The sequence below is a fragment of the Sphingobium sp. B2D3A genome, from assembly GCF_025961795.1.
Taxonomy (GTDB): domain Bacteria; phylum Pseudomonadota; class Alphaproteobacteria; order Sphingomonadales; family Sphingomonadaceae; genus Sphingobium.
Window position 1 is genome coordinate 3,502,197 of sequence record NZ_JAOQOI010000001.1, and the last position, 22,141, is coordinate 3,524,337.

17 protein-coding genes are annotated in these 22,141 nt (G+C 64.5%); 10 read left to right on the plus strand and 7 right to left on the minus strand.

Translation table 11 applies throughout. The features are described from left to right. Positions 1–330: 330 nt before the first annotated feature. From fdxA to M2337_RS16355, 3 genes are all read right to left on the minus strand, one after another. Positions 331–669 carry a ferredoxin FdxA gene (gene fdxA, locus M2337_RS16345; RefSeq protein WP_264571087.1) on the minus strand — a complete coding sequence of 113 codons (339 nt, stop codon included), beginning with the start codon at positions 667–669 and terminating at the stop codon, positions 331–333. A 94-nt stretch (positions 670–763) separates the two neighbouring features. Continuing rightward, the gene (locus M2337_RS16350) at positions 764–1,048 is read right to left on the minus strand and encodes an RNA-binding S4 domain-containing protein (protein ID WP_264571088.1); all 285 of its coding nucleotides are present in this window, start codon (positions 1,046–1,048) and stop codon (positions 764–766) included. Positions 1,049–1,100: 52 nt separating this feature from the next. Continuing rightward, positions 1,101–4,064 carry a helicase-related protein gene (locus tag M2337_RS16355; RefSeq protein ID WP_264571089.1) on the minus strand — a complete coding sequence of 988 codons (2,964 nt, stop codon included), beginning with the start codon at positions 4,062–4,064 and terminating at the stop codon, positions 1,101–1,103. 226 nt (positions 4,065–4,290) lie between these two features. Between M2337_RS16355 and M2337_RS16360 the strand changes: the two genes are divergently transcribed. The 6 genes from M2337_RS16360 to M2337_RS16385 all read left to right on the plus strand — a co-directional run bounded on the left by M2337_RS16360 (position 4,291) and on the right by M2337_RS16385 (position 12,243). Further along, on the plus strand, positions 4,291–5,877 hold the full coding sequence (locus tag M2337_RS16360; RefSeq protein ID WP_264571090.1) for a M23 family metallopeptidase: 1,587 nt from the start codon (positions 4,291–4,293) through the stop codon (positions 5,875–5,877). Between the two features lie 162 nt (positions 5,878–6,039). Next, positions 6,040–8,229, plus strand: a complete 2,190-nt coding sequence (locus tag M2337_RS16365) for a TonB-dependent receptor (protein WP_264571091.1) — start codon at positions 6,040–6,042, stop codon at positions 8,227–8,229. 111 nt (positions 8,230–8,340) lie between these two features. Next, complete coding sequence (locus M2337_RS16370) at positions 8,341–9,429, plus strand: YjgN family protein (protein ID WP_264571092.1); 1,089 nt, start codon at positions 8,341–8,343, stop codon at positions 9,427–9,429. A gap of 15 nt (positions 9,430–9,444) precedes the next feature. After that, positions 9,445–10,527, plus strand: coding sequence for a M48 family metallopeptidase (locus tag M2337_RS16375; protein ID WP_264571093.1), 1,083 nt, complete (start codon positions 9,445–9,447; stop codon positions 10,525–10,527). Between the two features lie 13 nt (positions 10,528–10,540). Further along, positions 10,541–11,299 (plus strand): alpha/beta hydrolase, encoded by a 759-nt coding sequence (locus M2337_RS16380; RefSeq protein WP_264571094.1) that lies wholly within the window; start codon positions 10,541–10,543, stop codon positions 11,297–11,299. Positions 11,300–11,307: 8 nt separating this feature from the next. Beyond that, positions 11,308–12,243, plus strand: coding sequence for a hypothetical protein (locus M2337_RS16385; RefSeq protein WP_264571095.1), 936 nt, complete (start codon positions 11,308–11,310; stop codon positions 12,241–12,243). Positions 12,244–12,262: 19 nt separating this feature from the next. On the opposite strand, the gene M2337_RS16390 is transcribed toward M2337_RS16385, so the two are convergent. After that, positions 12,263–12,979: an SIMPL domain-containing protein gene (locus M2337_RS16390; protein ID WP_264572297.1), complete on the minus strand. Its 717-nt coding sequence runs from the start codon at positions 12,977–12,979 to the stop codon at positions 12,263–12,265. Between the two features lie 112 nt (positions 12,980–13,091). On the opposite strand from M2337_RS16390, the gene M2337_RS16395 reads away from it, so the two are divergent. The 3 genes from M2337_RS16395 (at position 13,092) to M2337_RS16405 (ending at position 14,801) form a co-directional block, all read left to right on the plus strand. Beyond that, entirely contained in the window at positions 13,092–13,526 is a 435-nt protein-coding gene (locus M2337_RS16395) for a VOC family protein (protein WP_264571096.1), read from the plus strand. Then, complete coding sequence (gloB, locus tag M2337_RS16400; protein WP_264571097.1) at positions 13,520–14,251, plus strand: hydroxyacylglutathione hydrolase; 732 nt, start codon at positions 13,520–13,522, stop codon at positions 14,249–14,251. The genes M2337_RS16395 and gloB overlap by 7 nt, the downstream gene beginning before the upstream one ends. Positions 14,252–14,384: 133 nt before the next feature. Next, complete coding sequence (locus M2337_RS16405) at positions 14,385–14,801, plus strand: DUF6491 family protein (protein WP_264571098.1); 417 nt, start codon at positions 14,385–14,387, stop codon at positions 14,799–14,801. Between the two features lie 15 nt (positions 14,802–14,816). Here M2337_RS16405 and M2337_RS16410 read toward each other — a convergent pair whose 3' ends face one another. Further along, complete coding sequence (locus tag M2337_RS16410) at positions 14,817–16,610, minus strand: AMP-dependent synthetase/ligase (protein ID WP_264571099.1); 1,794 nt, start codon at positions 16,608–16,610, stop codon at positions 14,817–14,819. Positions 16,611–16,829: 219 nt separating this feature from the next. On the opposite strand from M2337_RS16410, the gene ggt reads away from it, so the two are divergent. Next, positions 16,830–18,572, plus strand: a complete 1,743-nt coding sequence (ggt, locus tag M2337_RS16415) for a gamma-glutamyltransferase (RefSeq protein WP_264571100.1) — start codon at positions 16,830–16,832, stop codon at positions 18,570–18,572. 66 nt (positions 18,573–18,638) lie between these two features. Here the strand turns inward: ggt and M2337_RS16420 are convergent, their stop codons facing one another. After that, the gene (locus tag M2337_RS16420) at positions 18,639–20,366 is read right to left on the minus strand and encodes a hypothetical protein (protein WP_264571101.1); all 1,728 of its coding nucleotides are present in this window, start codon (positions 20,364–20,366) and stop codon (positions 18,639–18,641) included. 394 nt (positions 20,367–20,760) lie between these two features. Continuing rightward, positions 20,761–22,134 carry a hypothetical protein gene (locus M2337_RS16425; RefSeq protein ID WP_264571102.1) on the minus strand — a complete coding sequence of 458 codons (1,374 nt, stop codon included), beginning with the start codon at positions 22,132–22,134 and terminating at the stop codon, positions 20,761–20,763. Between the last annotated feature and the right edge of the window lie 7 nt (positions 22,135–22,141).

Consider the following 22,141-nt stretch of genomic DNA (forward strand, 5'->3'; position numbering starts at 1 on the left):
TGCAGATTTGCGAGAATGCAGATGTGCAGGTGCCAGCCACAGGCCATGCGCGAATACTCCTGAGTGACGAGGGGTGTCACTTCCCGGCGGGTTTAACAGATTCGCAACAAAATTACCAGCCTAACCGGAGGTAATCTGATATTTTGCGGCATATCGCACGCCGACACACTATGGATGGCGTGTCGCGCTGGTCTGGAGAGTTCATCTGGCCCAACCGTAGCGGGCTCGTTCCGAACCCGCCCTTAGTCCTTCGCGAGCCACTAGGTCGGCATCGCGAGGGACCGCATCCGCCCGCAATTGCAGGCGAATACAGTCAGTTGTGCGTAAGGCTCAGCCGCCTTCGCCCGGCTCAGGCGAGAAATATTTGTCGAACTTGCCGGCCTCACCCTTATGCTCTTCAGCATCCGCGGGGGGTTCGCGCTTGGTCGTGATATTCGGCCACTCGGCGGAATATTTGGTGTTCACCTCAAGCCACTGCTCGAGACCGCTCTCGGTATCGGGCAGGATCGCCTCAGCCGGGCATTCCGGCTCGCACACGCCGCAGTCGATGCACTCGTTGGGATTGATGACGAGCATGTTCTCGCCCTCATAGAAGCAATCCACCGGGCATACTTCCACGCAGTCCATATATTTGCAGCGAATGCACGCGTCGGTCACGACATAGGTCATGGCTGGCTTTCCTAGCTTGGTTTTCGCTGATCGCGATATGCGCGCGCCGCCACAGGGTCAACAGGCAAGGGCAAGGATTGCGCGTAGCTTAACTTTATCGGGGCATCACCGTCGTATCCGGGTCGGCGCCGGGCGTGATCGCACTGTAGCAAAGCTGGGCCTCGGGGGCCGGGCCACGCCGCTCCGGCAGATGTTCCACGCGGATCACGCGAATGACATTGCCCTGCGGCAAGGTGAGCAGGTCACCCACACGCACCGGCGCGTGCGCCCGCTCGATCCGGCGGCCATTGATGCGCACGATGCCCCGCTCCGCGAGCGCCTGCGCGCTAGAACGACTGGGGGACAGGCGCACGAACCAGAGGAATTTGTCGAGGCGCAAACTCGGTCCATGGCCGGTCGATGCGCCCTCATCCCGCTGCCTCGCCAGAAAGTCAGTCCTCTCGGCCGAACAAGGCGCCAAGACCGGCCAAGGCCTTGCCCGTGGCGACGATCGGCCGCCCGCGACCACCGCCGTCACGGTCCGGTCGGGGACCACGATCCGGCCTCGGGCCGCGATCGGGACGATTGTCGCGATCCGGGCGCTTGTCCCGTTCACGCCGCGGGCCACCCTCACCCGCCTTGCCGCGCCGATCCGGGCGGTTGCGCGGGCCATCGCCGGCCGCTTGGGACTGGCCATCCTGATCCTGCCGCCCCTGCTGGGCCGGACGACGATTGCCGCCGCGATTGCGCGGACCCTCGAATTTCGGACGCGGCTTGGGCCGGCCACGGAACTGCCAGTTGGGCGCGCCTTCCGCCGCATCGAGCACGGGGCGGAACCCCGCCTGCCGCATCAGTTCCAGGAAGCTCGCTTCATTCAGGCCAATGGAGACGATGGTCGGATCGTCGGCGCCATAGGGCTTGCCGGCAGCAATCGCCTCGTGCGCCCCGCGCGCGAGCCGTTCGGCCATATCGATGCGCAGCCAGGCCTCGCCCAGCTTGCGGAACCCGGCAATGCGCGCGCCAATCTCGTCGATCGGCACGACAGGCTTGGCGACCTTGGCAGGTGCGGGCGCCTCAGCAACTGCCGGCGTTTCGGATGCGGGAGCCTCGACTGGTGCCGGCGCTTCAGCGGACGCTTCGACCTCAACCGGCACTGCGACGTCGCCGGCTTCCACCGCTTCGCTCGGCGCACTCGCCTTGCGCTCTTCGCCGCCACCGCTCTGCAGCAACACCGCGCCCGGCGCGGGCAGCGCCACCAATGGTTTGCCGGATTTCAGCGAGAGCAGCACCATGCGCCATTGCGCCGCCGCCGGCTTCATCAGGCCGGGATGATACAAATCCATGACGCCGATCACCACGCCGGCCTTGCGCAAATGTGTGCGGTCTTCCTTGGCGACCTGCCCGAGCGCTTCATCCAGCGTGTTGCGCGGTACGATGCCGCCGGCGTCCGCCAGTTGCGCGAGCACGGCGCGCACGGTCGCGGGCAGTTCGGCCTCCGTGGAGCCGGCCTCCATCTTCAGCAGCGCCGGAATGTGGCGCTCGAATTGATTCTTGAGCCAGAGCGCGAGCCGATCGCGCACGCCCTGCTGAATTTCCGGGACGAGGCTGGAGAGCCCCGCATCCAGCGTCATTTCAGGCGCGAGCAGACGCTGCCCTGCCTTCAATGTCGCGACCGGGTGCCCGTTCCAGATGATCTGCGCATCACCGCCGGGAGGGCTGGCGAGAGTGAACGCTTTATCGTCCACCGCCAGCAATGCCTGAGCCATCTCGTTCAAATGCGCACCCAGTCTCCGTTCGGCAGCGGCCAGCAGCAGCCGCTTCTCATTCGCTCTCGCCAAGGGATCGACGATGAAGCGGAAGCCCCGCATCGTACCGATCCTGTGACCATCGACTGTTACATTGCCTGCGCCGTCGACGTCCACTGACAAAAACGCCTTGGCATCACCGCCGCGCCGAAGCAAGGCGGAGGCGCGCCGATCGACGAAACGCTGCTTCAATGCGCCGTGCAACGCATCGGAAAGCCGCTCTTCCAGCGCCCGCGCGCGCGCCGCCATCTCGACAGGCTGGGTCAGCCAATCGTCCCGCTGGGCGACATAGGCCCAGATTCGCACGGCGCCGATCCGCCCGGCCAGCGCATCGACATCGCCCTGCACATTGTCCAGCCGGGCGAGCTGCGCTGCGAACCAATCCTGCGGAATATGGCCGCTGCCCTGGCTCAGCCACGTCCACAGGCGGTGGATGGTGCGCGCATGATGCTCAATGCCGAGCTTCTGGAAATCCGGCACGGAACAGGCCGCCCAGAGCCGTGCGACCTGCCCCCGGCCCCGCACCCGTGCGCGCACGTCTGGCAGGTCGGCGAGATATTGCAGCACCGCCAGGTCGATCGCTTCGGGCGCCGCGCGCAAGCCCGCGCGCTCCGGACGATCCAGTAGCGCCTCGATCAGCGTGTCGATGTCATCCATCGGCAGGTCCGCTTCCCGCCAGAAAATCTGCTCGATGGGGTCGAAGCGATGCTCCTCGATCCGCTCCACCTCCTCGGCGGAAAAAGCCGGCTCGCCATCCGCCGCGCCGACATCGCCGAATGTCCCGTCCCGCTGGTGACGCCCGGCGCGCCCGGCAATCTGCGCCATTTCAGACACGGTCAGGCGGCGTGTCCGCCGCCCGTCGAACTTGCGGAGCGACGCGAAGGCGACGTGATCGACGTTAAGATTGAGCCCCATGCCGATGGCATCCGTGGCGACCAGATAATCGACCTCCCCTGCCTCGAACATCGCGACCTGCGCATTGCGCGTCGCAGGGCTGAGCGCCCCCATGACGATCGCCGCGCCCCCGCGATGCCGGCGCAGCATTTCAGCGACGCGGTACACCTCCTCGACGGAGAAAGCGACGACGGCGCAGCGGCGCGGCAGGCGGGAGAGTTTCTGCGGCCCGCTGTAGCGCAGGGTGGAGAAGCGCGGCCGCGTCACGATTTCCGCCTTGGGCAGCAGCGTGCGCACCAAGGGCGCCATGCTCGCCGAGCCGAGCAGCATCGTCTCCTCGCGCCCACGGGCATTCAGCATCCGGTCGGTGAAGATGTGGCCGCGCTCGGGGTCAGCGGCGAGCTGGATCTCATCCACCGCCACGAACGCGAAGTCTGAGAAGGCGCCGAAGCCGCCGCGAACCGGCATCGCCTCGGCAGTCGCCAGCACATAACGGGCGCCCGGCGGCGCGATTCGTTCCTCGCCGGTCAGCAAGGCGACTTGGTCGGCGCCCTTGATTCGCACCACGCGCTCGTAAACCTCACGCGCCAGCAAGCGGAGCGGAAACCCCATGAGCCCGCTCGAATGGCCGCACATCCGCTCAATTGCCAGATGGGTCTTGCCCGTGTTGGTCGGTCCCAGGACCGCCTTGAGAGCTGCAGGCTCGTAGCTCGACATGATTGTCTGACACATGGAGCGCGGCGTGGCTAACGGCAAGGCTCAATCCAGACAGCGCATGAATTAGGGATGGTTCCGCAACCAGCCGACGATTGCGCACAACTCGCCGCAAGCTTTGGGCCGATATTGTGTCTTTATTTGACTTTAACCCGCTGCGTTTACAAACAAAGCGCGACGTTTGGCAGTCGCGACAGCGTGGCAGAAGCCGTCAGGGGCGCATCAATTCGTGTTTCAGAAGATCGAGCTTAGCCCCACGCAGGGCGCCGGCACCGGTACGCTTTGGCTCAACAGCCCGGCGAAGGTGCTCGCACCGCTCCGCTCTGGCGACTGGCGCGAGCGGGTGCAGGACTGGGCGCATCGCGTCGATCTCGCGCCCGATCTTGGCCAGAACATCGGTAGCCGGACCTGGTGGCGCGGCCTCATCACCTGCTTTTCGCTGTGCGGCATCATGGTCATGTCCGCGCCCGGCGTCCTGACCGTTCCCGGCGCACAGCCCGCGCCGCTCTCCACGGAGCAGCTGGACCAGTATCGCTCGCAGATGATCAGCGCCTCGGCGCTCGGGGCCGATACAGGCAAGCGCATGGGGCCGACCGATCTGGTCGCGCCACTGCGCGAGACACCCGAGCGCCCGCAGATCGAGCTGGATGCCGCCGTCGGCACTGGCGACAGCTTCGCGCACACTCTTTCGCGCGCCGGCATCAGCAGCAATGATGCCAGCGCGGCGATGGCGCTGATCCGGCAGGCCGTCGATCCTGCCACGATCGCGCCCGGCACCCGCGTGCGCATCGTGCTCGGCCGGCGCGCCAATCGCAATGTCGCACGCCCGCTGGATCATCTGTCCCTCCGCGCGAAGCTCGAGCTGGCTCTGGAAATCACCCGGCAGGATGGCGCGCTGACGCTGCGCCGCATTCCCATCATTGTGGACAACACGCCACTGCGCATTCGCGGCCAGGTGGGTGACAGCCTCTACCGCTCTGCCCGCGCAGCCGGCGCCGATCCGTCGACGATCCAGGCCTATCTCAAGGTGCTGTCGGCGCAGGTCAATGTCGGCAACGGCCTGCGGGCTGGCGATACGTTCGATATCATCGTCGCCCATCGCCGCGCCGCGACCGGTGAAAGCGAGACCGGAGAGCTGCTGTTCGCAGGGCTGCAGCGGCAGCGCGGCAAGGACATCAACCTGCTGCGCTGGACGCAGGCCGGCCGCGCGCAGTGGTTCGAGGCATCCGGCGTCGGTGAGCGGCGCGGCGTTCTCGCCCGTCCGGTAAGCGGACGACAGAGCTCCGGCTATGGCATGCGCAGGCATCCGATCCTCGGCTACAGCCGGATGCATGCTGGCCTCGACTTCGCCGCCAGCACTGGCACACCCATTTATGCGGTGAGCGACGGCCGGGTGACCTATTCCGGTTGGCACGGCGGCCACGGCAAGTACGTCAAGATCGAGCATGGCGGCAGCCTTGGCTCGGGCTATGGTCATATGAGCCGCATCGCCGTCGCCGCTGGTCAGCGCGTCAAGCGCGGGCAGGTCATCGGTTATGTCGGCTCGACAGGCCTCTCCACGGGGCCGCACCTGCACTACGAGCTCTATCGCAATGGCCGCACGATCAATCCGGCGAGCGTGAAGTTCACAGAGACGGCCCAACTGGCGGGCGCCGAACTGCGCGCCTTCAAGGGCCGCCTTTCCGAACTCAAGCGCCTGCGCGCCGGCCTTCCTGAGCCTGCGAAGACGGAGCCGAGGGAAATGGCAGCGAGCAATGCCTCAAGCGCTGCTGCGTCCGCTCAGTCGGCAGGCGGCGGGTCCAGCCACACGCGATAAGCGCGATCCGATCGGTCGCGAGCGACGCCGGTTCCCCTCGGATGCCGCGTCTTCGGCGCGCCTGACGCGCCCCGCCCTGCTGCCGCGTCAGAATTCGCACGAAGCGAACGCCGAAGGACATTTCGCTTGCGCAGCATTTTTTCACTCGTTACGTTATAACATATGAAAAACAATTTCCGTCCGCGCCTCGCGCATGCCGCCGCCCTCTCTGCCCTTCTCTCCAGCGCCGCGCTGTTCGCCGCCCCCGCTCTGGCGCAGCGCCAGCCGCCGCCGGATACCGGCGAAGCGCATGGCCATGACGATCGCCCAGAGAACATCGTCGTCACCGCGATCATCCCGCGCTCGCATATCGATGTGCTTGGGGGCACATCCGTCCTCACCGGCGAGGAGCTGGCCCGCGACATCCGCCCGAGCCTGGGCGAGACGCTGGCCCGGCAGCCGGGCGTTTCTTCCACGTCCTTCGGCCCCGGCGCCTCTCGCCCGATCCTGCGCGGCTTCTCGGGCGACCGCATCCGCCTGCTCACCGACGGGATCGGCAGCTTCGACGCGTCCGCCACCTCGGTGGACCATGCCGTCGCAATCAATCCGCTGCTCGCCGACCGGATCGAGGTGCTCCACGGCCCTGCAGCGTTGCTCTATGGTTCGTCCGCGGTCGGCGGCGTCGTCAATGTCATCGACACGCGCATTCCCACACATCTGCCCGAAGGCGGCTTCGATCTGGCCGCTACCGGCACATTCGGCAGCGCCGCCCGCGAGAAATCGCTCGCCGGCAAGACCGATATTGCATTGGGCGGCGGCTTCGTCTTCCATGCCGATGGCAGCTGGATCGAAACCGGCGATCTGCGCAGCGGCGGCTATGTGCTGGGCACCGAGCCGCGCGCCGAAGCGCTGGAAAGCGACGAAGCCGACATTCGCGACCTCGCCGGGCTGCGCGGGCGCATCCCCAATTCCGCCATCGAAGGCTGGAGCTATACCGGCGGCCTCAACTACATCGATTCCGGCGGGTCCCTCGGCTTCTCGGTCGGCCGCTCGCAATTCACCTATGGCCTGCCGATCCGCTACGTGACGCACGAGGATCATGAGGACGAAGGCGCGATCGAGGGCGAAGAAGGCGAGCACGAGCACGGCGCCGAGGAAGTCAAAATCCAGATGAAGCAGACCCGTGCCGATCTGCGCGCGCAAGTGAATGTCGGCGGCGGATTGCTCGACCAGATCCGCCTGCGCGCCGGCTGGGCCGATTACGAACATGCCGAAATGTCGCTTGACGGGCAGGACATCCACACCCGCTTCTTCACGCAAGGCCTCGAAACCCGGCTCGATCTCGTTCAGGCGCGGCGGGGCGGATGGGAAGGCGCGATCGGTGGCCAGATGCTGCTGCGCAAGAGCCACATCGAAGGCGAGGAGAAGTTCCTGCCGGCCATCGACAGCGAGACCTGGGGTCTGTTCACGCTGCAGGCGCTCGATCTCGGCAAGGTGCGGCTGGAGGCCGGCGCGCGGTTCGAGCACAACCGCATCGAGGCGGCGCAGGACAGCGACCTTGGCTCGCCGGACTATCGCCGCAACTTCGACACGGTGTCGGGATCGCTGGGCGCCAGCTATGCCATCGCGACCGACTGGCGGGTCGGCGTCAACCTCTCCCGGGTCGAGCGCGCACCCACGGCAGACGAACTCTTCGCGCGCGGCAACCATGCCGGCACGCAGGCTTTTGAGCTTGGCAACCCGAATTTCGGCACCGAGCGCGGCTGGGGCGTCGAGGGTACGCTGCACGGGCGGGGCCAGGACTTCCACCTCACCGTCTCGGGCTTCTACAACAAGTTCGATCGGTTCATTTACGATTCCATCGTCGATGACAGCGCCTGTCTCGCGGCCAGCGGCGCGACCTCGCTCGAATTCCCCTGCTTTGCCTATCTGCAATCCGGCGCGGAATATTATGGCGCGGAGATCCAGGCGGATTGGACGGCAGCGACATTCGGTCGCACCGAACTGCGCCTGGATGGTCTGGCCGACTTCACGCGCGCAACGCTCGACAGCGGCGAGCCTGTCCCGCGCATCCCGCCGCTGCGGCTGCTTGGCGGTGCCACGCTCGATGCCGGCGAATGGTCTGTGCGCGGCGAGATCGAACATGCCTTCAAGCAGGACCGGGTGAGCGCGCGCGAGACCGTTACGCCCGCCTACACCTTCGTCAACGCCGGGCTGACCTGGAAGCCCGCCATCGCGAACCAGCGGGTCTCCTTCTCCCTGCAAGCCAACAACATCTTCGATGTCGAGGCGCGGCGCCATGCCAGCCTGCTCAAGGATTACGCCCCGCTCGCCGGGCGCGACATACGCCTCACGGTCTCCCTCGCCCTGTGAGTGCCGGGCGGGGCGCCCCTCTTCGCGCCCCGCCCTTTTTTCTCAGTCACTTGACAGGTCAGCTGCATCCGGTGTCTGGTCGCCCGCGCAATAGCCGGGGGACCATTGCCAATGAACGACCAGACCGACCGTGCATTCGGTTTTGAAGGAAGCTGGCGGGAATACGCCCCGATTGCCTTCACCAATCTGCTGCTGACCATCGTGACGCTGGGCGTCTATCGGTTCTGGGCAACGACGCGGACGCGGCGCTATTTGTGGAGCCGCACCCGCTTCATCGACGAGCGGCTGGAATGGACCGGCACCGGCGTTGAACTGCTCATCGGCTTCCTGATCGTGCTGGTGCTTTTCGGCATTCCTTTCCTTTTTCTCAACTTCGGCATGCAGGCCATGGTGTTGCGTGGACAGGCACCGCTCGCCGGCGTGCTGGGCCTAACGTCGTTCGTGGTGATCTTCTATCTCGCCGGCGTCGCGCGCATGCGGATGCTGCGCTATCGCCTCAGCCGCACCTGGTGGCACGGCATTCGCGGCGGCAGCAATGACAAGGGCTGGGCCTATGGCTGGTCCTACGTCTGGCGCAACATCGTCGCGTGGATGATGATCGGCCTGCTCATTCCCTGGTCTATGACCTCACTGTGGAACGACCGCTGGAACGCGATGAGCTTTGGCCCTCATCCCTTCCGCGCGGCGGCAATGCCCGGCCAGATCTTCCGCCGCTTCCTGCTGTTCTACCTGCTGCCGTTCATCATCTTTGCCGTCATGGCCGTACTCATTTTTGCAGGTGGCGGCGCTGCGATGCGTGGCGGTTTCGATCCCGAGACGCAGGCCCAACCCGGCCTCGCCTTCGTGCTCGCGATGATCCTGATGGTGCTGCTGATCTATACGATCATCGGCTTTTTTGCGCTGGCCTATTACGCCAAATTCTTCCGCGTGGCCGTGAGCAGCCTGTCACTTTCGACGCTCGATTTCCACTTCTCGGCCCGCACCAAGGACTGGTTCAAGCTCATCCTTGGCGACATCGCGCTGGTGGTGCTGACGCTCGGCATCGGCCTCGTCTTCCTCTCCTATCGGCACTGGAAGTTCTTCATCGTTCATCTCGATGCCAGCGGCGAGATCAGCCTCTCCTCTCTCACCCAGTCGAGCACGAATGCGCCGGGTCAGGGCGAGGGCCTTGCCGATGCGTTCGACATCGGCGCCATCTAGCACCATAGCGCGCGCATGACCCAGGCCGGCCCGGACGAGACCATCTGGCATTATGATGGTACCAGCGCGACGCGCCATCATCCGGTTCTCGAATGGACAGCAGAGACGTTCACGCTCCGCTGGGGTCTGAACAAAAGCGGCCCGCACCGCTGGGGCGATCTGGTGCCGGTCGATGGCAGCGGCGGGCGCTCCATTTATGGCCTGCGCGGACAGCATGGCTGGCGGCTCGGCTTCACCGGCGCGCCACCGCAGGACTTCGCGATCCACCTGCCCCTCCCCGCGCGTTATGGCCGCTGGATCGACCGGGTCGGTCTGTGGCGGGCGCTGGCGCTCTTCGCCGTGATCGCGGCGGGCGTCGTCTACGCCGTTCTCCGCGCGCCGGACTGGATCGCGCCGCATGTTCCGCTCAGCTGGGAACAGCGGCTCGGCGATGCCATGATCGGCGATTTCGGCGGTCGCCTCTGCCAGACGCCCCAAAGCCGCGCCGCGCTCGACAAGCTCCAGCGCAAGCTCGGGGAAGGTGTACCCATCCGCCGCATCGGCATCGCCAATGTAAAGATGGTCAATGCGGTCGCCCTGCCCGGCGGCCACATCCTGCTGTTCGACCAGCTCATTCAGGATGCCCAGTCGCCCGATGAAGTGGCGGGAATCCTCGCCCATGAGATCGGCCATGTCCGCAACCGCGACACGATGACGGCGCTGATCCGTCAGTTTGGCCTCAGCATCGTGCTGGGCGGGTTCGGCGGCGACCTCGGCAACACCGCCAACGGCCTGCTGTCCCTGAGCTATGGCCGCGATGCCGAGCGGGCGGCGGACAGCTACTCTATCGGCGCCTTGCAAAAGGCCGACATATCGCCCCTGCCCACCGCCGCCTTCTTCAATCGCCTTGGCGGTGGTGAGGGCGGGGAGCAGATTGAGCGCGCCGCCAATCTCATGGCGTCGCACCCCATCTCCGCCGAGCGGCGCAAGGCGTTCGAGGCCTCTGCGCGCAAGGGCCACCGCTATGAGGCCGCACTGACTCCGGCGGAATGGCGCGCCATCGTGAATGCCTGCAAGGATGACAAGGACGTCGCACCTGCCAGCCGCTTCCCTTTCTGATAAGGGCAGCGTCATGACTGACGACACCACCAGCGCACCGCCCGCCTTCCTGCCCAACGCCGCAGGCCTGTCCCTCGCCTTCCGCCACCGGCCCGGCACAGGGCCGACCATCGTCTTCCTCCCCGGCTACATGTCGGACATGATGGGCAGCAAGGCGCTGGCGCTGGACGACTGGGCCGCCGCCCAAGGCCGCGCCATGCTCCGTTTGGATTATGCCGGCTGCGGCGAAAGCGAAGGGCGGTTCGAGGACGGCACACTCGCCAGCTGGCGCGACGATGCCCGCGCCGTGATCGACCATTGCATCCCCGCCGGGCCAGTCATCCTCGTCGGCTCCTCCATGGGCGGCTGGCTGGCCCTGCTGCTCGCCCGCGATTTGGGCGCGCGCGTCGCCGGCCTCGTCGGCATCGCCGCCGCGCCGGATTTTACCGATTGGGGCTTTGATGCCGCGCAAAAGGCAACCCTGCAGCGCGAGGGCAAGCTGGTCGAGCCCACGCCCTATGGTGACCAGCCCTATGTCACCACACGCGCCTTCTGGGAGTCGGGCGAAGCGCTGCGGCTGCTCGATGGCGACATCGCGATCAATGGCCCGGTGCGGATGCTGCAGGGCCAGGCCGATACCGACGTTCCCTGGCAAATCGCTGTGCGGATCGCGCAGCAGGTTCGTTCAGCCGATGTGCAGACGCTGCTCGTCAAGGATGGCGATCATCGCCTTTCGCGCCCGCAGGACATCGCCCTGCTGATCGCGACTGTCGCGCGCCTCGTGGAGTCCTGACCCTGCCCATGCTCGTTGCCGCCGCGCTTTCCCTCGCCCAGCTCGCCCAAGCGAGCGTGCCCCATCATGATCCGGAAATCGAGGCGCTGCTGCGGCGACGAGACGAGATGCGCCGCGCCGAGGCCGAGCAGCGAGAGCAGCGCCCCTGGATCGAGCAGGTGCCCGCAGAACGCGCCGGCAATGACAGCACGGAACTGGCCGCCGTCGTCCCGCCCGCCATTGCGCCCCGCCTCGCCACCTGTCTGGAGCGCGCCAACGCAAACCCCTCCGAGGGCATTGCCGCTGCGGACGCCTGGGCAAAGGCCGATGGCGGCGCTTATGCCGCGCAGTGCCGGGGCTATGCGCTCGGGCAGGCCGGGCGCTGGAGCGACGCGGCAAAGGCTTTCGAGGATGGCGCGGCCTTCAAGGGCCTCGACGCGGTAACGCAGGCGCGATTATGGTCGCAGGCCGGCAATGCCGCGCTGATCGCGGGCGAAACGCCGCGCGCGCTGCGGGCGCTGGATGCGGCACTCTCGCGCCCCTTGCCCAAGACGCTCGCGACCGGAGAAATCTATCTGGATCGCGCCCGCGCACGCGTGGCTGCCGACGATCTGCCCGGCGCCCGTACCGACCTCGATCAGGCGATCGTGCTGGCCGCCGCCGATCCGCTCGCATGGCTGCTCTCGGCCACGCTGGCCCGGCGCATGGACGACCTGCCCTTGGCTCGCCTGCATATCGACGAAGCCGCCAGCCGCGCCCGCAACGATGCCGCCATTGCGCTGGAACAGGGCATCATTCTGGCGCTCTCAGGCAATGATGCCGGCGCCCGCGCTGCCTTCAGCCGCAGCAAGGAACTGGCTGCGCGCGATAGCGATATTGCCCGACAGGCCACCGACTATCTCGCCCAGCTGAACGGCGATCCGGCCCCCGCGGCCACTGCCGCAGGGACCGAAACCGGGCGGTGAAGCGTGCGTGCGGCCGACCTCAGTCGAGGTAGAAGTCCACCGTCGTCACGACCCGCACCTTCTTGAACGGTGTGTCTGCCGCGCCATAGCCGCCGGATGTCTCGCCATCGCGCGGCTCGATGGAGAAATAACCCTGCGTCGCACTCTTGATGCCGCCCACGCCGGTGCCGCTATCCTTGGCGAACTGTTCGGCCGAGGAGCGCGCATCCTTGGTCGCGGCAGCGACCATCTGCGGCTTGATATCGTTGAGCTTGGTGAAGCTGTAGCTCATCGCCGAACCCTCCTGCAGCGTGACGCCGCGCCGGACGAGATCGAACTGATTGGCCACTGCCTTTTGCGCCCGCTCGATGTCGGTCGTGCGCAACTGCATCCGCTGGGTGATCGTGATGTTAGGCACGCCATTGTTGATGAACTGATTGACCCCGGCACCGGTCGCGGTCAGCGCAGTGTCCGGGAAGCCGAGGCTCTTGAAGTAGCCCCGCAGTTCGGCCGTATTGCCCTCGATATCGGCCCGCACGCTGGCAAGGTCGGTGCCGGTCGCGGAATAGGCGATGGTCCAGGTCGCAAGATCGGCGGTCACATTGCGCTCGGCAAGGCCCCGCACCGTCACGGATCGGTCAGCTGTGTGGGCACGCCGCAGGCCATCCCCAAGCAGGTAGCCACCGGTGATCATGCCGCCCGCAAGCACCACCGCACCTGCCAAAGCGACCCTGTTCATGTCCTGCAGCCAAACCATTGTGCGCATTCCTCTCTTTTCCCGCGACCGCGAGACGCCTATTTGAGAGGTGACCAATCTCACTCTTGTGCTGAACCGTTGCTGACGCGGGACCAAAGGAAAGAGCTGCACCATGCCCAAATATCTCCACACCATGATCCGCGTGACCGACATCGACGCGACCTTGCGCTTTTTCGAATTGCTCGGCCTTAAGGAAGTCCGTCGCTTCGATAATGAGAAGGGTCGTTTCACGCTCGTTTTCGTCGCCGCGCCGGGCGATGAGGATGCGCAGGTGGAACTGACCTACAACTGGCCGCCGGAAGACGGCAGCGCCGGCGAAAGCTATGGCGGCGGGCGCAATTTCGGTCACCTCGCCTATCGGGTCGAGAATATCTACGAGACCTGCCAGCGCCTCATGGACAATGGCGTGACCATCAACCGCCCGCCCCGGGACGGCCATATGGCATTTGTCCGCACGCCCGATGGCATTTCCATCGAGCTGCTGCAGGATGGCCATCTCGAGCCAGCCGAGCCCTGGGCCTCGATGCCGAACACGGGTGAATGGTGAGCGCGCTCGAAATCCTGCGCGTCCCGGTTCTGTCGGACAATTATGTCTGGCTGGTTCATGACAAGCCGAGCGGGGAGACGCTGGTCGTCGACCCCTCGGTGGCCGAGCCGGTGCTGGCGGCCGCGCAGGCGCGCGGCTGGTCAATCACCCAGATCTGGAACACGCACTGGCATGGCGATCATATCGGCGGGAATGCGGGCATCGTAGCCGCGACCGGCGCCACCGTCACGGCGCCCGCCGCCGAACTCGCGAAAATCCCCAATGTCGATCGCCCGGCCCGCGAAGGCGACCGGGTACGGCTGGGCGATCACGAAGCGGTGGTGATGGAAGTGCCGGCCCACACCGCCGGCCACATCGCTTATCACTTTGCCGACGACGCCATGATCTTCGTGGGGGATACGATGTTCGCCATGGGCTGCGGCCGGCTGTTCGAGGGCACGCCTGCGCAGATGTACGCCAATATGCGACGCTTCGAGGCCCTGCCCGACGACACCCAGGTCTATTGCGCGCACGAATATACGCTCTCCAACGGCAAGTTCGCCCTTCAGGCAGAACCGCAGAATGCGGCCATCGCGGATCGCCTCGCGCAGGTCGAAGCTGCCCGCGCGCGCGACGAGGCCACCGTTCCCACAACGATCGCGCTGGAACGCGCCACTAACCCCTTCATGCGCGCCCAAAGCGTGGAGGAACTGGCCAGCCGACGCGCGGCCAAGGACAGGGGGTAAGGCTGCCGGAGCCTACTCGCTCCTTCCCTGCTTTCGCAACCAAGGGCGCGCGCGTTCGTATCCGTCATATAAGATGCGAGACAGCCGGAAATCTGCTAGTTTCGCGAGACAGAAGGACGCGAGAGGAGCGGAGATGATGAACAGATTGTGTCTCTCATTGGCGGTCCTGCCGCTGGCCGCCTGCGCGACGGCGGGCCCTGCTCCCGAACCAAGGCTCAGCGAACGCGAAACGCAGGAGCTGGAGCGCCTGCTGGAGGGCAAGACGGCGGGCGAGCCCGTCTCCTGCGTCACCTTGTTCGACAGCAGCCGCCTGCGGTCCATCGGCGATAACACGCTGGTCTATGTGGTCAGCAAGGATCAGGTCTATCTCAACCGCCTGCAGGGGAGTTGCACCGGCATCTCGCGCGGCGACACGCTTGTGATGAACCGCATGAGTTCATCGCAATATTGCCGTGGCGACATCGCCCGCGTGGTGAACCTGCCCTCGGGCGCGATGACCGGCAGCTGTGCACTGGGCGACTTCATTCCCTATCGCACGCCCGGCAAGTAACACGCCGGGCAGCCGTCACGCCTTGTAAAGCGCGTCCAGCCGCGCCTGATAGCGTGCGCGGATCACGTGGCGGCGGATCGATTGCTTAGGCGTCAGCATCTCGTTGTCGATCGTGAACGGCTCGTCCGCCAACGCAAAGCGCCGCACCTTCTCGATCACGGACAGGTCAATATTGACGCGATCGACCGCGGCCCTGATCCCCCCGTGCAACGCCGGGTCCTCCCGCAGCGCTGCAAGATCGGCCGGCTTGCCCTGCGCCTGTGCCCATGTCTTGAGCCAGTCCGGATCGGGCACGATCAGCGCCACGATGTGCGGGCGCCGGTCGCCATGCACCATCACCTGCCCGATTTCCGGCTGCAGGGTCAGCATGCCCTCCAGCTTGGCCGGTGCGACATTGTCGCCCTTGTCATTCACGATCAGGTCCTTCTTGCGGTCCGTGATCATCAACCGCCCGGCATCGTCGAACCGGCCGATATCGCCCGTGTGCAGCCAGCCATCCTGAATCGCCCGCGCGGTTTCCGCCGGATTGTTCCAATAGCCCTTCATCACCAGCTCGCCGCGCACGAGAATTTCGCCATCCTCGGCAATGCGTACCTCGACATGCTTGAGCGGCGGCCCCACCGTGTCCATCCGCAGCCCTACCGAGGGGCGATTGCAGCTCACCACCGGTCCTGACTCCGTCTGGCCATAGCCTTGCAGCAAGGTCAGGCCGAAAGACTGGAAAAAGGTGCCCACCTCCGGGTTGAGCGGCGCACCGCCGGAGACGAGCGCCTTCATCCTGCCGCCGAACCGGGCCTGGATTTTGGGATTGATCGTCCGGTTGAGCACGGCCTCGAGCGGCTTGTCCCACAAGGGCAGCGTGCCGCCCCTTTCCGCCCGCTTTGCGCCCAGCCGCAGCGTCTGTTCCAGCAACAGCGCGGGCACCTTGCCCTGCTTCTCCACCGCCTTGGTGACGCGGGTCTTCAGCAGCTCGAACAAGCGCGGCACAACCACCATGATGGTGGGCCGTGTTTCAGCAATATTGCTGGCCAGCTTTTCCAGGCTCTCGGCATAATAGATCTGCCCGCCCAAGCCGATCGGCAGGAACTGACCGCCCGAATGCTCATAGGCATGGCTGATCGGCAGGAAGGAGAGGAACACCTCATCATCCCAACCGAAATCACCGGCAATGATGTCGACACAGCCCTCCACATTGCAGAGAATGGCGCCGTGATGCTGGATCACCCCGCGTGGTGCCCCGCCGGTGCCGCTGGTGTAGATCAGGCAGGCGATATCATCGCGCGTGGCCGTCTGCTCGGCAGCGCAGGCGACAGGATCGGCCGGATGCTCGGCGATGAGCGTCGCCCAGTCGCAGATCTGCACAGCCGAGTTCTGCATCGACTTGATCGGCTCGATGCTGATCGCGAATTCGATCCGCGAGCGCATAACGGCGGGCAGTAGGGCAGCGCCGATTTTCGCGGTCGAGAAAATCACCGCCCGCGCGCCGCTATTGCCGATGATGTGCTCATGATCGCGCGTGGTGTTGGTGGTGTAGGTTGGCACCGTGATGGCGCCCGCCGCCATGATCGCCAGGTCGGCAATGCAGAATTCCGGTCGGTTCTCACAGACCAGCATCACCCGGTCGCCCGGCGCGACGCCCAGCGCCTTGAGCGCCTTTGCCATTGAGGCGACCCGGCGGGCGGTCTCCATCCAGCTGATCGGCTGCCATTGCTCGCCCTGCTTGGCCCACAGGAACGGCCGCTCGCCGCGCTCCATGGCGCGCGTGAAAAACATGGCGGTCAGGCTTGGAAAATATTCGAGGGCCTGCAAGCAACGCTCTCCTTGAACCGGCTGCTCCGACAGCGAGCGCCTTTACATCCCATATAGCGCGCCGTTCCGTGAGGGCCACCCTGCCCGCACGTCCGATCGTGCATGGGCGGCAGCGCCGGCAAGATACGCACATCATCCCCTTGCTTCGGGATCGTGCGCGCCCCACTGTGCCGCGACTGCAGCGCAGCGTCGTCGATCACAACCAAGCGGGCTTGCCATATGTTCCATTTCCGTGCCGCCATCGGCTTCCTTTCCGCGCTAGCCCTGACGGCCTGTGCGACGACTGCGCCGCCCCGCTCGAGCACAGCGCCGCGTCCTGCTTCGCCGGTAGCCCAGAATTTCGTCGTGGCCTCCAACCCGCTGGCAGCGGAAGCCGGCATGAAGATCCTGCGCCAGGGCGGCAGCGCAGTCGATGCAGCCATTGCCGTGCAGGCGATGCTCTCGCTTGTCGAACCCCAGAGCTCGGGCATGGGCGGCGGCGCATTCATGACCTTTTTCGATGGCGGCACGGGCAAGGTGGTCGTCTATGACGGCCGGGAAACCGCGCCCGCCGGTGCCACGCCGGACATGTTTCTCGGTGCCGACGGCAAGCCCATGCCCTTCCGCGACGCGCTGGTGAGCGGCCGGGCGACCGGCGTGCCGGGCGCGGTGCGGATGCTGGCCCTGGCTCATGACGAGCATGGCAGCCTGCCCTGGAAATCTCTCTTCGGCGACGCGGAGCGGACGGCACGCACCGGCTTCACCATCACGCCGCGCCTGGCCAAGTTCCTGGAAGGCAATTTTCCCCAGATGCAGGTGGCCGACGCGCGGCGTTATTTTTCTGCCCCGGACGGATCGATCAAGAAGGCCGGCGATCAACTCGCCAATCCCGCTTATGCCGATTTTCTGGAGCGTCTCGCGGCGCAAGGGCCATCCGCGCTCTATGCCGGCGATACCGCGCAACGGATCGTGACGCGGGTCACCGCCGGGCCGCTAAGCAGCAGCATGACGCTGGCTGATCTAGCGGCCTACCGTCCGATCAAGCGTGAGGCTGTGTGCAATCCCTACCGGGTCTACGTCGTGTGCGTACCGCCGCCGCCGTCAAGCGGCGTCGCCTTCCTGCAATTGCTCTCCCTGTTGGAACGCACCGACATCGACAAGCGCGGGCCAGCCGACCCGCAGGCATGGTTCCAGTTCGCCGAGGCAAGCCGGCTGATGTACGCCGATCGCGACCGTTATGTCGGCGATCCGGCGTTCACTGCCGTTCCCGTCGCCGGGCTCCTCGATAGCGTCTATGTCGACAGCCGGGCAAAGCTGATCGGCGCTACCGCGGGGCCGCCGCCCTCGGCCGGCGTGCCGCCCGGCGCGCAGATCGCTGGCATCGACGACACCCATGAGCCCGGCGGCACCTCCCATTTCATCGTGGGTGATGCGCGCGGCAATGTCGTCTCGATCACGACGACCGTCGAATCCATCTTCGGCACGGGCCGCATGGTCGATGGCTTCTTTCTCAATAATCAGCTCACCGATTTTTCCTTCACGCCGCAGGATGCGGACGGAAGGCCGGCAGCCAACGCCGTCGCGCCCGGCAAGCGCCCGCGCTCCTCGATGATCCCGCTGGTGATGATTGATCGCGCGGGCCACTTCGCGGGCGCCATTGGCTCAGCCGGCGGCAACGCCATTCTCGCTTATGTCGGCAAGTCGCTGGTCGCTGCGGTGGACTGGGGTCTCCCCATGCAGGAAGCCCTCGCCCTCCCCAATCTCATCGCACGTGGCTCTGCCTTTCAGGGTGAAGTGAGCAAGTTCTCGCCGGACACGCTGGCAGGCCTGAAGGCCCGCGGCATCGACCTGCGACCCGGACAAGGTGAAGACAGCGGTGTTCATGCCGTCATCATCCGCAATGGCGTGGTTGACGGCGGCTATGACCCACGCAGAGAGGGCCGCGTTCTCGTTGAGGCCGCGATCCCGCAAGTTGACCGGTAAAGTTAATCCGTCAGACAAGAGAACGGGCCGCGCTCAGCGCGACCCGTCCCATCTAATCTATCCTGATCAGCGTGTGATGTAGGACTGGCGGAACAGCTCCACAGCTCTTTCCTTATTCGCCTCACTCAAAGGCTGGCCCACATAATCCCGCTGGCCCCAGCTCCCCCATTGGCTGCCGCCTCCATAATCCGCGAACATCACCATGAGGTCTCCGACCTCGTCACGCCATTTGGTGAGATAGGTCGTGTAGAGCTTGGTCATGCGCGCGTCCCGTTGCAGGGCGATCATTTTGTCCAGCGGCGCCGATCCCAGCACGTGCTGGCCCGCCTCATAAGTGATCGTTCGCAAACCGAATTTGGTAGCAACGTCCTTGACCTTCTTGGATTCGGCGATGCGGTCATTCACGTCATTGGCCAGACCGGCAAAGGCAGCATCGACACCCGCCGAGGTATCAAGTGCATTCGCAGACAGGTTCGCTGCAAAATAGGGCGCGATGGCAACAGCATCCACCTTCTTTGCAGTGTCGCCAAAACTTAGAACAAAGTCCGCATTCCAGGCACCCGTCTGAACTGCCGCAACACGGACGATCCGTTGCATCTGACCGGCAAAAACGGAGGACCAAATGTCCATCACCTGTCCAGTCTTCTGCGAATAACGAGACAGCATCGCCATATGGTCGTTCGAGGAGAGACCGGCCGCCTTACCTTCTTTCAAAGCCTGCGTCGTCACGGGATAAACGTAATTCCAAACCTCGTTGGATACCTCAACATAGGCTTTGAGAGACGGGTCCAGCCGTGTGCGCACGAGCTCCGCGAACTTGCGCACATACTCGTCGTCGGCATTCCAGGGAACGCAGAACCAAGGATCGGCCTTTAATTCATTGGCCAACTGGATCATATATTCCAGCGCCACGCCGTCCGGACCGGCAACGATTTCGTCGCCCAGCTTTGCTCGGGTCTCCCAACGCACAGGAAGATTGCCCTCGACGCCCCCGTAGGACCATTTCATGAACCGCAAGACGCCGTAGCGCTTCACCTCGGCAAGATAAGTCGGGTCGAACGTCGCATTCGGATCGGCGTCGACTTCACGACAGTCTGCGTTCCGAACAGGATCCGACGGGCTTGTACTTGCGATACGCAGCCAGGCTGTGGAACCTCCCTGAGGGACGAATGTGAATGTCAAAGTTTTTCCCGATACTCGGGAATTCTTTGCAGGCGTACCGCCGACACCGACGCTTCCCGTACCCTGCCACCGACAGATGATATCGACACTCTCACCCCACAGGCTGCGCGTAGGCAGAGCCATTTGGCGAATGCCCGATTCACCCGGTCGCAGATCGATGAGCCGTTTGTTGGCGTCCAGACGGTCCTCGGGCATGTCAGACCATCCGCCCTGCGCATTGCTGAGACGCCAACCGCTTAGAAGGTTCAGGAAAGACCTGTTTCCCATCCATGTGGTGGGAGCGGTCAGGTTCAATCCGAGCTTCATGGCCGGCACGCCAGTCGCTGCCGACCCGCTTCCAACAGTGGTCGCGGAACCCGGTGTGGAAATCGTCGTCGTGGAAGAGCCCGACGGCTTGGTACCCGAGGACGTCGACGGGAGTGACGCAAGGGTCAGAACCGAGAGAACATCGGCCCATTTCACCAGATTGAGGCCTTTCAGCTTGATTGACGCCGTATAGAGAAGAAACGCGCTGGCCGTGCTAGCAGCCACTGCCGCCGTGCCCATCATCACTGTCGAACTCAGTGCCATCGCACCGATCAACCTGAGTTTCGTCTTACGCACCCGGTTCATACGCTTCAACTTCCTGCCAACCCCGTAGGGATTCATTGCGTCCCGAAGCGAACCTAGGAGAGAGCCAAAAAGCTTCGATTGCCAAGTGTGGTTAATTTCGCCTTAGGCAATCAGACGCATGCGAATGGACACCACCGCACGCACCCGATTTCTGACGTTCTAGAACTCCCCAAATCGCTTATGAAACTGCCGCGACAAACACTGGCGTACAACCCCGAAAGCTGCCGCCGGTGGCGAAAATGCGACTGAATTCACTTGCGCTACCGGAGTGGCCCGTAGGAGAACACGTAGACCAGAAAACCCGTGGATAGGGCCAAAACGACCAATAGGAATGCCGCAGCTCCTAAGCAACTCAGCCACGAGATCGACCGCCGTCCATCTTCTGGAGGGTTGTTCATCTGCTATCTCCATCCAGTTTGGGCTGATTCACTTTAATCTTCGAATTCATCACGGCACACAACGCTCCAGCGATCAGCCACGTCACGGGTCCTAGAGAAGAGTTAGGGATCAAATCCAGTAGGTTGAACATATGTACAGCAGCGAGTGTAAGTGTAGCTGTGGGTGTCTTGAACCGGCGAAACCGCAAAATCCGCCAGAATGGGTAGGTGAGCAAACCGAAAAAGAAGAAATAGCCGACCCAGCCCAGCATGCCGATCACAATGATCCAAGTGCCATCTGTGACAGAAATATCCACCGTCCCACCCCAGTGCGTGACCACAATCACGCGGTTCCGGCCGAAAGTCCCCCAGCCAAAGAGCGGCTTTTGCTGCGCCCTAGTGAGCAGAATCTCTTCATTGCGTAAACGGAAGTCGAGAGACTCTGCGCGATCGGGGCTGACCGAGCGAATCGTTTGCACGACGTCCTGCAAGGGAATAAGGCCGCTGCCGCGCAGGGCGGGATAAGTCACGACCATCAGGGCCAGTCCGGCCATGATCGTGAGGTATAGGCGGGGGCGCAGGAACAGCAGTAACGGCGCCAGGAGCAGAACGAGCAGCATCGCACCGAGTGACTTGTTCAGAACGAGGACGACGGCAAGGAAGACCACGATCAAGCTCATCGGCAGGCCGAAGAGGGCGACTCGCATCTTCCCCAGTCCGATCGCCGCGAGAAGTGCCATCGCCAGGAAAGCTGAAACCAGCAAACCGTGCCCAAGGAACACCATCGAGCGAAAGCCACCGAACCGCATCTGTTGCAGGAAATATTCGGCGTCTTCGATGCCATAGACCCATCGCTGCAAAAACGGACTGAGCCTGACTTCGAGCATGATGGGGATAGAATAGGCCAGCGCGCCGATCACCAGCGCAAGCAGGATCTGCCGATGGCCACGCTCATTACCGAGCAGACCGGCGCCGAGCACGAAGGGCGCCAGCGTGATCACGTGGCCGACCGACATGGACAGGCCTTCTCTGAAACCGAGTGCCGGGAAGGCCATGCTCCCGATCATGTAAAAATCGCGGTTGGTCAGAGCCGTGGCAAAGGGCGTGAGGACAAAGCCCAGCATCAGCAGGTTCAGCGCCTTGCTGCGCGGCCACTTGAACTCACCCCGCCGCGAGGTGGCTAGCGCGAGCACGAACGCTGCGAGGCTTGGGATGGTGGACTTGTCGAAGGCCGGGATGCCCGGAAGGTCGAACGCAACCCCGCGCGGCAGCAGCAGATAGCCCGCGAGCAACGTCCAGATCGTTGCCCGTCCGGCCGACATGGTCATGTAAAGGACCAGAGCCACCAACGGCCAGAGGATGAGAACGCCCTGTGCGATCAACGCCTGCATCGCTTCA

Bases quoted from the DNA above. Each gene is read 5' to 3' on its own strand.
- M2337_RS16380 (WP_264571094.1), top strand. From the start codon at position 10,541: ATGACTGACGACACCACCAGCGCACCGCCCGCCTTCCTGCCCAACGCC.
- fdxA (WP_264571087.1), bottom strand. From the start codon at position 669: ATGACCTATGTCGTGACCGACGCGTGCATTCGCTGCAAATATATGGAC.
- M2337_RS16365 (WP_264571091.1), top strand. From the start codon at position 6,040: ATGAAAAACAATTTCCGTCCGCGCCTCGCGCATGCCGCCGCCCTCTCT.
- M2337_RS16395 (WP_264571096.1), top strand. From the start codon at position 13,092: ATGCCCAAATATCTCCACACCATGATCCGCGTGACCGACATCGACGCG.
- M2337_RS16385 (WP_264571095.1), top strand. From the start codon at position 11,308: ATGCTCGTTGCCGCCGCGCTTTCCCTCGCCCAGCTCGCCCAAGCGAGC.
- ggt (WP_264571100.1), top strand. From the start codon at position 16,830: ATGTTCCATTTCCGTGCCGCCATCGGCTTCCTTTCCGCGCTAGCCCTG.
- M2337_RS16355 (WP_264571089.1), bottom strand. From the start codon at position 4,064: ATGTCGAGCTACGAGCCTGCAGCTCTCAAGGCGGTCCTGGGACCGACC.
- M2337_RS16390 (WP_264572297.1), bottom strand. From the start codon at position 12,979: ATGGTTTGGCTGCAGGACATGAACAGGGTCGCTTTGGCAGGTGCGGTG.
- M2337_RS16420 (WP_264571101.1), bottom strand. From the start codon at position 20,366: ATGAACCGGGTGCGTAAGACGAAACTCAGGTTGATCGGTGCGATGGCA.
- gloB (WP_264571097.1), top strand. From the start codon at position 13,520: ATGGTGAGCGCGCTCGAAATCCTGCGCGTCCCGGTTCTGTCGGACAAT.
- M2337_RS16370 (WP_264571092.1), top strand. From the start codon at position 8,341: ATGAACGACCAGACCGACCGTGCATTCGGTTTTGAAGGAAGCTGGCGG.
- M2337_RS16425 (WP_264571102.1), bottom strand. From the start codon at position 22,134: ATGCAGGCGTTGATCGCACAGGGCGTTCTCATCCTCTGGCCGTTGGTG.
- M2337_RS16405 (WP_264571098.1), top strand. From the start codon at position 14,385: ATGATGAACAGATTGTGTCTCTCATTGGCGGTCCTGCCGCTGGCCGCC.
- M2337_RS16375 (WP_264571093.1), top strand. From the start codon at position 9,445: ATGACCCAGGCCGGCCCGGACGAGACCATCTGGCATTATGATGGTACC.